Raw genomic sequence first — 11,616 nt, forward strand, 5'->3', positions numbered from 1 at the left:
CGCCCCTCAATAAGAGAGAAAATCAAATGGCCTCTAGAGGAATCAACAAAGTTATCCTGGTTGGCAACCTAGGAAATGACCCTGAAATTCGCTACATGCCAAACGGTGGTGCCGTGGCGAATATCACTATTGCTACGTCGGAAAGTTGGCGTGATAAAGCAACTGGTGAGCAACGTGAAAAAACAGAATGGCACCGTGTTGCGCTATTTGGCAAGCTGGCAGAAGTGGCTGGTGAGTACCTGCGCAAAGGCTCTCAAGTTTACATTGAAGGCCAGCTTCAAACACGCAAATGGCAAGACCAATCTGGACAAGACCGCTACACAACCGAAGTTGTAGTTCAAGGCTTTAACGGTGTGATGCAGATGCTCGGAAATCGCCAAAGCCAAAGTGCACCGCCTCAAGGCCAATCACATCAGCAGCAAGGCGGTTGGGGGCAACCACAGCAACCACGTCAGCCACAGCAAAGCCGATTACAACAAAACCATCAGCCGCAATATAACGAGCCTCCGATGGATTTTGATGATGACATTCCGTTCTGACGATTGGGGTTAAACATGACAGCACAAGAAGCAGCTGAGCAAACTAAAAAAGAGTTTGACGACATGGTCGCTGAAACAATCCTAAGTGGCTACGTAGTTAACGAAGTCGATCTAGGTGAAATTGAAATTAACGGCAAGAAGATGCGGGTTTATATCGGCATTTGCCAGGACTGAAGGGTTCAAGATGAGAAAAGGGTTCGCAGAACAGGTAGCTAACTCTGAGCAAGATAATCAGATCAAAGAGTTGGCTAAAAAGCTACAGCAGCGAGACAAGCGCCGCTCGTATTCTAAGTGCCTTGAGTTTGCCAGAAAGAAAATCCTTTCTGGCGGCATGGGTGGCTTAAGTAACTAAATTAATACAGGGCCTTCCTAAGCAAACGAGAATTGACCAAGATAGGCAGAGACATTAACACAAGGCCAGTTATGTTCCCTCTCTGCTTGTCTTCTCACTGCGCAACTGAGAATAGACGAGACGAAAATGGAACAAATAGCACTGCCAGCAAATAAGTGGGTTGGGGACAACGTAATCGAGGCAACCTTTGGGTTAAGCGAAGACAACCTGAAAAACTATCGTAGTAAGATTTGGGAGCAAGGTAAGCACTTTAGAAAAATAGGTACATCTGGGCAGGCGTCAGCCGGTAAAGCTAAGATTGTGTACAACCTCCCTGAAATTAACCGTTGGATCGAAACGTACCCACAACACCACTAGAGACACCAATGACCAAGAAGAAATTACCTACTGGGGTAGAGATTCACGCTGGATTGGTTCGAATATGGTTCATGTATCGCGGCATTCGTTGCCGCGAATCTTTAAGCGTTCAACCAACCGCCAAGAATCTAAAACTGGCTGGTGAACGTCGCACTTCTATTACCCACGCAATTCGAACCGGATCATTTGAATATAGAGAATGGTTCCCTGAGTCTAAGAACGCTGACAGGTTTAGCGGTACCAGCACCAAAGACATGACGCTCGACGAGCTTTGTGAAAAGTGGCTAACCGTCAAGCAAGTTGAAGTTACACCCGCAACGATGAAGAACTATGTACAGCGACTTTTGCAAATGCGTCTTCATATTCCAGGCAATACTCTACTATCTAATATTAACCAAGCTAGCTTGCTAGATCTTAGGAATGCGTTTTTGGTTACCACATCAGCTGGTACCGCAAACACTTACATGCGAACTATTAAGGGCCTGATCCAATACGCCATCAACAATGAGTTTATGGAGCAGAGAGTTTTAACCGGCATTAAGGAACTAAAGCAAGATAAGAATAAGCCAACCCCGTTAACTCGTGATGAATTCTCTAGGCTGGTTGATGCTTGCAGAAACGAACAAGATCGCAATCTTTGGACCGTGGCCGTTTACACAGGTCTACGACATGGCGAGCTTGTCGCTTTAGCTTGGGAAGATATCGATTTAGTGACAGGAACGATAACGGTACAACGTAACTTAACGCTGGAAGGCGAGTTTAAGCTACCGAAGACAAAGTCAGGCGAACGTGTAATTACCTTGCTCGATCCAGCCATTGATGCACTTAAGCAACAGAAATTGCTCACGTTTATGCGCCCACATATTTTTATTAACGTAGCACAGCGTGAACATGGTAAAATGCTGCCCCTTAAAATTCGCCCAGTGTTTTCACCTCAGGTGACAGCTACTAGAAAGGACGTAGGCGACTATTATTTTCATACGTCGATAAACGACAAGTGGCATGGAGCTATAAAGCGATCTGGTATTGCCTCTCGTAAACCATACCAGACAAGACACACTTATGCGTGTTGGATGTTATCCGGTGGAGCGAATCCAACATTCATTGCTGGGCAGATGGGACACAGTTCTGCGAAAGAGATTTACAACACTTATGGCGACTGGGTAGATGAACACACCCAAGACCAAATTGCCATGTTGAATCAAAAATATGGCAAAAGTGTCACTCAAATGCCCCACAAGAACAGTAAGAGTTATTAAGTGCATGATTGAAAACAAAATTTTCGAGTATCCTAAATACTGGGCAGAGTGCTATGGAACTGCACCTTTCCTGCCAACCAGTCGTAAAGAAATGGATGCCCTTGGCTGGGATAGCTGTGACATCATCATCGTAACCGGTGATGCTTACGTCGATCACCCAAGTTTTGGTATGGCGATCATAGGTCGCCTTCTTGAAGCGCAAGGCTTTCGTGTTGGTATCATTGCGCAGCCAGCTTGGGGGGATAAAACCGATTTTACTAAACTAGGCAAGCCTAACCTATTCTTTGGTATCACTGCTGGCAACATGGACTCGATGATCAACCGTTATACGGCGGATCGTAAACTTCGTCATGACGATGCCTACACACCAAATAACGAAGGTGGCAAGCGCCCAGACCGTGCAACCTTAGTCTATTCCCAGCGCTGCCGCGAAGCGTATAAAGATGTGCCAATTGTACTTGGTGGCATTGAAGCTAGCCTACGCCGTGTTGCTCACTACGATTACTGGTCAGACAAAGTTCGTCGCTCTGTTCTTTTCGATGCGAAGGCGGATATCCTGCTATTTGGTAACGCCGAGCGAGCACTGATTGAAGTGGCACATCGTCTAGCCAATGGTGAAGATATCGCCGAACTAAAACAGATTCGTGGTACCGCACTCAATCTTGCAGCAGAGCCTGAAGGCTACAAAATCATCGACTCATCTCGAATTGAGAAGCCGAGTAAAGCAGCATTTGTCCCAACCAACCCATATGCAGTTGAAAGCGAATGTGCTACCAAGCAAGATGATAATGCACAAGAAGCAAAGCCTATTCAGGTGCGACCTTCACGTCATGATGCCAATACCACCGCAATTCGATTGCCTGCGTATGACAAGTTAAACAATGACCGTGTGTTATACGCTCATGCGAGTCGTATCATGCACCTTGAGACCAACCCGTACTCAGGTCGTGCGCTAATTCAGCGTCACGGTAACCGTGAATTATGGATAAACCAAGCACCAATCCCTCTAACCACAGAAGAAATGGATTACGTCTTCGGTCTCTACTATGCGCGTGTGCCTCACCCAAGCTACGGCAAAGCAAAAATTCCTGCCTACGACATGATCAAGACTTCGGTGAATATCATGCGTGGCTGTTTTGGTGGTTGTACTTTCTGTTCGATTACCGAGCACGAAGGTCGAATCATTCAAAACCGCTCTCAAGAATCTATCTTGAATGAGCTTGAAGACATTCGTGACAAAGTGCCGGGCTTTACGGGCACCATTTCAGACCTTGGTGGCCCAAGTGCCAATATGTACCGCCTTGGCTGCTCAGATCCAAAAGCAGAGGCCAACTGTCGTCGCCCATCTTGTGTATTCCCTGGCATTTGTAACAAGCTAGACACTGACCACCAGCACGTGATCGACCTTTACCGCGCCGCACGTAAAGTGAAAGGTGTGAAGAAAGTCATGATTGCCTCTGGTGTTCGCTATGACCTTGCGGTTCGTTCACCTGAGTATGTCAAAGAGCTCGTAACACACCACGTCGGTGGCTACCTGAAAGTGGCGCCAGAGCACACTGAGAAACGTCCTTTGGATCTCATGCTTAAACCGGGCATGGGCACATATGATCAGTTCAAAGAGATGTTTGAGAAATATAGCCGTGAAGCAGGCAAGAAACAGTACCTGATCCCTTACTTCATCTCAGCACATCCAGGCTGTGAAGACGAAGACATGCTTAACCTAGCTCTATGGTTAAAAACCAACAACCTGGAGTGTGACCAAGTACAAAACTTCTACCCGTCGCCGATGTGTAATGCGACCTCAATGTACTATTCAGAGACCAACCCGCTTAAGCGCGTGAAATACAAGCAGCGTGAGGAAGTCACAGTACCTAAAGGTGATCGTCAACGTCGCTTGCACAAAGCACTACTGCGTTATCACGATCCTGCCAACTGGCCTTTGCTTCGTGAAGCCTTGACTAACATGGGTAAGAAGCACCTGATTGGAGACAAGCCAAACTGCCTTATCCCAGCAGAAGACAAAGACACACTTACACCAGCGCAGCGTCGTAAGTCCGGTCGTCATGGTGCAAACCGTTTTGCGACTAAGCACACCAAAGGGCAACCAGATATTCGCAATGGTCAGCGTGACGGTCAAAGAGATGGCCAACGAGGTAAGCCCTCTGGCTCACGTCCGAATAGCAATGGTGGAAACAACTCAGGAAACCGAGGCAAGTCAAACACCACTGGTAACTCGGGTCATAACAAAGGCAAAGCGCAAGGTAACCAAGCCAATGGTCGTGGTAAACCGCAAGGTAGCGGCAACCGTAATAAGCAGAAAGCTCGCCAGCGTTAAGCTATAAAAAATGGCTCACTGAACACAGTGAGCCATTTTTTTATTCAATCGATATAGCGCTTAATCACTCTTCTTGTCAGCAAATACCCATTTAGAGCTCAAGAAGTAGTTACTAAACATACCCACCAATATACCTGCAACGAGTGCGATGTAAGGCATTAAGCCTTGCTCTCCAAAACCGATGATTATCAGCTTAAACACCAGTAGGTTTGGCAGTGCTGACATACAAGCGGCCATGAGTGACTTGCGCCATTGCGTTCTTTTGCTCTCTTTTTCTCTGTCAGAGAAGGTGAGAGTTCGGTTGCCGAACCAAGTTGCGGTAGCTGCGCATATAAATGCGATGACACGAGCAACAAAGGTCTCTAGCTCTACCCATTCTAAAAAGAACGAAAACACTGCTAAGTCGACGAGGAAACCTACCCCGCCGACGAAAGCAAATTTGACCAACCTATGTTGCAATAGATTTTGGATCAAAGGTTGATTGAGCATTACTTACAGCGAACCAGCTGGCGACGCTCAGTACCGTTTTCTAACGTACACGCTTCTTGCAGGTTGTGCGCTGGTAGGAATCTTTCGATTTCATGCGGTCGACCAGCTAGGTAATAGCCGTTTTCGTGGCCGCGTAAGTCCTCTGGGTCTTTGTAACGAACCGCATTACCTTCCGAGTAGTATTGACCAGAGAATGGGCGGCTACCCACGTAGTAAACTGGAACGCCCACTTCGTAGTCCGCAAATACCGCTTTGTCACTACGCTCTTCACCAGACTTCACACCGATAAAGATCACAGCAAAAATAAGTAGTGCTGGCACAATCAACGCCACCTTGGTAAACCACTTCTCATCACCACGGATCAAACAAGCCATCAGCAAACCTACCGCAGGTGTTCCTGGCAGTACGTATGCCGGAAGGATGTTGCCTGCGAAGGTAAACAGGATCATTGGAGAAATCATCCAACAAACCAGGAAGCTAAGTAGCCCAGGGTTTGCTGCGTTAAATTCTTTGATTTGTGTGCGACGCGTCCAAGACATCAAAATAAGAGAAATCGACCAAGGTGCTGCCGCTTGAATCCAGAACCACCAGATGATGCCGCGTGGCTCATCGTGTGCGTTACCGTACAGGTCACCATCCCAACCCGGCACAGTAAAGCGCAAATAGTGCTCACCGATGATGAAGTAGTCCAAGAAACCCGGAGTAGCACGCTCTGCCATGATGTACCAAGGCACAGCAACGATCGACATCAGTGCTAGACCTTTGATCAACGGGAAGCGCTGCCACAATTCACGAAATGCACCAATAAGGCCGTGTTGAATCACTAAGAATGGGAACGCCGCTAGGCCAAAGATTACAATAGTTACTGGGCCTTTGGATAAAAGCGCAAAGCCAAGAGCGATAAAGCCGATGTAACCCCATTTCTGGTCACCTTGCCAGCACAGGTAGAAACCTACCAATGCAAACGCTAGTGATACTGTCATCGCCATATCCGTCATCACTGCGCCCGCAGAGATAGAGAATACTGCAGTGGTTGCAATCACAACACTTGAAACCAACGGATTAATGCCAACTCGTTTAGCGAAGTACGCACAAATACCAATCGTTACTACACCAATTAGCCAGTGCGGCATTCGAACGGCAAACTCAGAAAGCCCCATCAGTTGAATACCCGCCGCACTTAGCCAAGTAAACATTGGTGGTTTGCCCCAGAATGGAACATCGTAGTCTGTCATCGGGGTAAGCCAGTTACCTGTCTCCCACATAATACGAGCCATTTCACCGTAGCGAGCCTCGGTAGTATCCATCAGTGGATACAGACCAAGCGTGATCAGTCGCAGCAAAATTGCAATCGCAAATAAGCCCCAAAGATGCTTCGAAGTTAACTTCACTTCTTTTCCCCTAAAAGTTTCATGTGTCTTGTTGATGGCAACACGCCTATGCATGTCCTTCTATGCAGACTACCTATGACTCCTATTTCATCAATAAGTGCCATTTAAGTATCAACAAGGATAATTGAACTGAGCATTATACCAGTACGACTAATTATGTGATCTTGTATAGCGACGGACAGATTTTCTTTAGCAAGGCAGAAATCTTATGCCTAGCAGGGACTAGGGATACGATTTCTAACGCAGATAAAGGAAATATGGACTAGCTAGACTGATCAGATAATTAGTTGGACTGGTATTATATTGCGACGAGATAAATAATCGATACTTTAGATAGGATTTTTAACGAATTTCTTAGTCTTTCCAGTCAACAAGGCGAGCGCTAGCCAACCCTGTTGACCAAGGCGTGTGCACTACTTGTTCACGTAAGCCAAAAATTCATCGAATTTTAGCGGTTTGCTAAAATAGTAGCCTTGGATGTATTGGGTACCTTTACTGCGCGCATAGGCAAGTTGCTCGGCATCCTCTACCCCTTCCGCCACCACAGGTTTGCCTAAGTTTTGCGCCAGCGACACCACTGAGTTAAACACGGTTTGCAACTTGTCATCCTTGGCTACATCCGTCACAAAAGCTCGATCAATTTTGATTTCATCAAAACTTAATCGACACAAGTAACTTAAAGATGAAAAGCCAGTCCCAAAGTCATCAATTGAGATCCGAAAACCGTGCGATTGAAGTGACTTAAGCACGTCATTGACGTAGTTGAAATTATCGATCAGCGCTGACTCCGTGAGCTCCAACTTAATGTTGGCAGGGTCAAGGCCTGCGTGGGTAACTGCGGCTGCCAATTTAGTAACAAAATCGACATCGAGAATTTCCACCACACTGATGTTTATGGCAAAGCGCATCTTGTTTACGTCAAGGTTGAGCCCCTTGAGTTTGGTCACCAATTCCCCCAATCGAGTAATACTCAGCTGAGTCAGCTCGCTAATTTCACCCAGCTTCTCCGCAATAGGAATAAACTCAACAGGAGAGACAAACTTGCCATCTAACTCCCAGCGCATTAAGCACTCTGCCCCAACCACGGCCTCAGTCTCACTGTCGTGCAGCGGCTGAAAAACCACATAAAACTGATCCGCCACCGTGTTGTAAGCCAGAGCGGAACGCATCGCAGTTTCTAAGTTGTTTTGGTGCTCTATATGGCGTGCAAAGTCCTCTTGAAATTCCACCAAGCGACCATGACTGTTGTTAGAGTCTAGAATCGCCATCTCAGATTTATTCAGGCTTTGTTCGTGGTCATCGTCAGGCTTTTCTTTGTAATAACCCAATGCAACGTTGCTATAAAAGTTGTGGCCATTTAAGCAAAACGGCTCATTTAGCAGCGCATAAAGCTCTTCTATATCTACCGTGACATGGTGTGGTACAAATACGTTAAAGCTATCAGTGGAATGTTTGGCGCACAGTGCGTCATCCCAGCGGCCTTGCACTCGAGCCAAAAACTCCATAAATACCAAATTGGCGACGGCTACTCCCCAAATTTCATTCAAGCGTTGATAGTTACAAATCCAAACACAACACACGGTGCCATAGGTTTGCTGACGAGAGATCTCTTTCAAAAAGGCTTCACGATAGAAAAGTCCGGTGTGGGGGTCGCGGATGGATAACTGACGATTTAATCGGCGGGCACCAATCAACTCATCAATGTTATCCAGCTGCAAGATGACATAGCCTTTGTATGGGATGAGGTGAACACGTAGCCAAGTCATGTTACGTTCAGGAGCGGATATCCCAACTTCTACCGACAGTTTCTCATCACTACCAATCCCTTGTTTGATCCACTGCTCTAGATTCATGGGTTCAAAGCTTTCTTGGTGATATTTGACCTCAGTGCAACTAAACAGCGGCTCCCCTTTTTTCACCGCAAACAAGGTCGCCGCCGTTTGTGACAACTCAAGCACATTTAAGTCGCCATCTAGCAGTGCATACGCAATGCGCATTGCTTTAATCTGTTCACCAAGATTATTCATTCATCCACCAGAGATTTTTGTAGCTGATAAGGTAAGCTTTGCAGAGAATAGATTTTTTGCACGGCTCCAAGGGCAATTGCTTCTTTTGGCATGCCAAAAACTACACAGCTCATCTCACTTTCTGCATAAGTCATCGCCCCTGCTTGGCGCATTTCCAAAAGTCCTTGAGCACCATCGCTGCCCATGCCGGTTAAAATGACCCCTATCCCTCGAGCGCCAGCAGACTGAGCAACCGAACGAAATAGCACGTCCACCGACGGTTTATGCCGCTGCACCAGTGGACCATCAGACAAGTCGACTTGGTAACCATCGTTATCGACGACCATAGTGTGTCGTCCACCAGGGGCGATATACACATGCCCAGCTTTGAGTTTTAGTCCATTGGTTGCGTGGATCACCCGGTGGCCCGTCGTCGCATTTAGCCTTGTCGCAAACGCCTGAGTGAAACTTGGCGGCATATGCTGAACAATGACTATCGGCGGCATCTTTGAAGGCAAACCTTTGAGGAGATGCGCAATTGCCTCAGTGCCTCCTGTGGATGCACCGATAGCGATCAAGCGTTTGCCATCGACGGGCACATGAGGTAACGAAGGCTTGAGTATTTGGTCAATATCCCCTTTTGGACGCAAGTTTTGCTCGTTGAGGTATTTGAGTGGTTTCACCTTAGTGCTCGCCGCAATTTTCAGAGCATCCAAAACCCCCTTTACGCCCTCACTTTTCAAAAACTGAGTCAGCTGGCTTTTTGGTTTTTCGATCACATCAATTGCCCCTGAAGCTAACGCTTCCAAACCCAAAGTGGCATGACGACTAGTGACACCAGTGTAGATGATCACGGGAATAGGTTGGTGCGACATGATGTGCTTAAGGAAGGTCACACCATCCATTCTTGGCATGTCCACATCTAACAGCAATACATCGGGTGTGATTTTAGCCAAACGTCGCTGTGCAGCAATGGGGTCAGGGGCACTACCAACACAGTGCAGGTCTGGGTCAGCATCAATCACCTGTGCCATCACTTGGCGCATGACAGCAGAATCATCAATGATATAGACTCCAGCACTCATACGCCCACCTTACGATAGATGCACGGCTCTAATAGCTCTAGCTCAGCTCGCTTTTGGCGCGGGGTTTCTGCATGACCAAGAAACAACAGCCCACTGCGATTTAGCCTTTGAATTACGTTATCGAGAATTTTGCGTTGCTTGAACTCATCAAAATAGATCAGCACATTGCGTAAAAAAATGATGTCAAAAGTTTGATTGGCATTTTTAAGTGACAACAAGTTATCTTCGACAAACAGACAGCGCTGTTTTAGCTCATCACCAATAACAAATCGTCCTTGGACGGGACCAATACCTTTCAAGCAGTACTGCTTACGCCACTGTGATGGGATTCGTTCAGCCGCCGAAATGGGATAGCACGCATCTCGTGCAATAGACACTGACGTTGAAGATATGTCTGTCCCTATTACCTGCCATGCATGCTTGTCGCATATATCGGCGAGCACCATCGCTAGACTATAAGCTTCTTCGCCACTGGCGCTTGCAGCACTCCATGCCGACAATTTCAACCCGCTGCGATAGCGCTTGTTCCAATAATCATGCAAAAAATCAAACTGGGACGGTTCGCGGAAAAAGTAGGTTTCATGGGTCGTCATCTTGTCAATAAAGATGTTGAGTTCGGTCTTCCCTTCAGGGCTTGAAATTAGCTCAATATACTGCCCAAATCGATGCAGATTGAGCGACTTTAAGCGAGTGATCAGTCGACTGTATACGATGTCTTTTTTGTCTTGTGGCATATCAATACCCGTATGCTGGTCTAGCATACGACGCAACATTTCAAACTCTAACTGACTTAAGCTATGGCTGCTCATTACTGCCGCCTTAATGCAGTGAAAAAGTCCTGTTGTGATGCAAGCATTGATTGGTTGATCTGGGCAATATCTAACACTTGTTCCATCGCCAGCAAAGTGTGCATACAGTGATTAAACGACGCTAAAGCTCGAATGAATCGACGCTCTATATGGCAACCAAAATCTGGTGATTCAACTAATGCCTCAGTAGAAAATCGCTCGATGGAATAAACGCGATTTACTTGCAGACCGACCACTGAGTGCACACCGCTCTCATCATCAACTAATTCATACAGCACCACACAACTGTAGCGATCATACGGCTTGGCTTGTAAGCCCAAACGTTGCGTCAAGTCGATAACTGGTACCACGCTACCTCGAACGTTCATCACTCCAGAGACTACGCTCTCACACATCGGAACGGCCGTCATCTGAACTTGCTCAATCACCTCTTGCACGAAGGCGATATCAATACACGCTCTTTCACCTGCGACATCGACCAGCAAAAAACGTTTATTGGTTTCATCGGACATGATAATGCTCCTGAGACACAGCCATCACTGAGCTTTCAACCAAAGAGCGCAACGCTTGTGGGTTGACTACTGCGATGAGCCCCTTCTGAGTTCGGGCAAGCCCAGATAAAATGATGTCACTCGCAACACCTTCAAATTCCGGTGTTTGTTCAATTTGATCATCGGATATGGACACCACTTGCATTACCACATCCACCTTGAACCCAAATAATTCAGAAGTTTTCGAGCTGGCATCTAGAACAACAACACAAGTGCGCTGATTTGCAGGTTCGGTGGCCACATTAAGTCGCTGGGCAAGATCAATAATTGGCACCACACTGCCCCTCAGTTCAGTCGCCCCAATCACATAGCTTGGCGTCAGTGGCAACGGGTCAACATTTGGATACTCGATGATCTCGCGGATTTCGCTGATCGGCAGCGCACAGCACTGATGGCTCAACTTGAAGGTCAAATATTGTGACGATTGCTGCCCACTCATCGCA

13 protein-coding genes are annotated in these 11,616 nt (G+C 46.9%); 6 read left to right on the top strand and 7 right to left on the bottom strand.

What is annotated here, in order from left to right; genetic code table 11:
- Nucleotides 1–26 precede the first annotated feature (26 nt).
- From J4N39_RS08960 to J4N39_RS08985, 6 genes are all read left to right on the top strand, one after another.
- On the top strand, nucleotides 27–539 hold the full coding sequence (locus tag J4N39_RS08960; protein ID WP_252018274.1) for a single-stranded DNA-binding protein: 513 nt from the start codon (nucleotides 27–29) through the stop codon (nucleotides 537–539).
- 15 nt (nucleotides 540–554) lie between these two features.
- Complete coding sequence (locus tag J4N39_RS08965; RefSeq protein WP_252018276.1) at nucleotides 555–713, top strand: hypothetical protein; 159 nt, start codon at nucleotides 555–557, stop codon at nucleotides 711–713.
- Between the two features lie 10 nt (nucleotides 714–723).
- Nucleotides 724–891: a hypothetical protein gene (locus tag J4N39_RS08970; RefSeq protein ID WP_252018279.1), complete on the top strand. Its 168-nt coding sequence runs from the start codon at nucleotides 724–726 to the stop codon at nucleotides 889–891.
- Between the two features lie 126 nt (nucleotides 892–1,017).
- A complete protein-coding gene (xisR, locus tag J4N39_RS08975) occupies nucleotides 1,018–1,248 on the top strand; it encodes an excisionase family protein (protein WP_252018281.1) in 231 nt (76 codons plus the stop codon).
- A gap of 8 nt (nucleotides 1,249–1,256) precedes the next feature.
- A complete protein-coding gene (locus J4N39_RS08980; protein ID WP_252018285.1) occupies nucleotides 1,257–2,507 on the top strand; it encodes a site-specific integrase in 1,251 nt (416 codons plus the stop codon).
- A gap of 4 nt (nucleotides 2,508–2,511) precedes the next feature.
- Nucleotides 2,512–4,842, top strand: coding sequence for a YgiQ family radical SAM protein (locus J4N39_RS08985; RefSeq protein WP_252018287.1), 2,331 nt, complete (start codon nucleotides 2,512–2,514; stop codon nucleotides 4,840–4,842).
- Between the two features lie 60 nt (nucleotides 4,843–4,902).
- On the opposite strand, the gene J4N39_RS08990 is transcribed toward J4N39_RS08985, so the two are convergent.
- From J4N39_RS08990 to J4N39_RS09020, 7 genes are all read right to left on the bottom strand, one after another.
- On the bottom strand, nucleotides 4,903–5,331 hold the full coding sequence (locus tag J4N39_RS08990; RefSeq protein WP_252018289.1) for a GtrA family protein: 429 nt from the start codon (nucleotides 5,329–5,331) through the stop codon (nucleotides 4,903–4,905).
- A complete protein-coding gene (locus J4N39_RS08995; protein WP_252018291.1) occupies nucleotides 5,331–6,722 on the bottom strand; it encodes an ArnT family glycosyltransferase in 1,392 nt (463 codons plus the stop codon). Before J4N39_RS08995 ends, J4N39_RS08990 begins: the two co-directional genes overlap by 1 nt.
- A gap of 413 nt (nucleotides 6,723–7,135) precedes the next feature.
- Nucleotides 7,136–8,749 carry a bifunctional diguanylate cyclase/phosphodiesterase gene (locus J4N39_RS09000; protein ID WP_252018293.1) on the bottom strand — a complete coding sequence of 538 codons (1,614 nt, stop codon included), beginning with the start codon at nucleotides 8,747–8,749 and terminating at the stop codon, nucleotides 7,136–7,138.
- Complete coding sequence (locus tag J4N39_RS09005) at nucleotides 8,746–9,813, bottom strand: protein-glutamate methylesterase/protein-glutamine glutaminase (protein ID WP_252018303.1); 1,068 nt, start codon at nucleotides 9,811–9,813, stop codon at nucleotides 8,746–8,748. Before J4N39_RS09005 ends, J4N39_RS09000 begins: the two co-directional genes overlap by 4 nt.
- A complete protein-coding gene (locus tag J4N39_RS09010) occupies nucleotides 9,810–10,622 on the bottom strand; it encodes a CheR family methyltransferase (RefSeq protein ID WP_252018306.1) in 813 nt (270 codons plus the stop codon). The genes J4N39_RS09005 and J4N39_RS09010 overlap by 4 nt, the downstream gene beginning before the upstream one ends.
- Entirely contained in the window at nucleotides 10,622–11,134 is a 513-nt protein-coding gene (locus J4N39_RS09015; protein ID WP_252018309.1) for a chemotaxis protein CheW, read from the bottom strand. Before J4N39_RS09015 ends, J4N39_RS09010 begins: the two co-directional genes overlap by 1 nt.
- On the bottom strand, nucleotides 11,124–11,612 hold the full coding sequence (locus J4N39_RS09020) for a chemotaxis protein CheW (protein WP_252018311.1): 489 nt from the start codon (nucleotides 11,610–11,612) through the stop codon (nucleotides 11,124–11,126). Before J4N39_RS09020 ends, J4N39_RS09015 begins: the two co-directional genes overlap by 11 nt.
- Nucleotides 11,613–11,616: the final 4 nt, after the last annotated feature.

Origin of the sequence: Vibrio sp. SCSIO 43136, assembly GCF_023716565.1 — a bacterium.
In the GTDB taxonomy this organism is placed as follows: Bacteria; Pseudomonadota; Gammaproteobacteria; order Enterobacterales; family Vibrionaceae; genus Vibrio.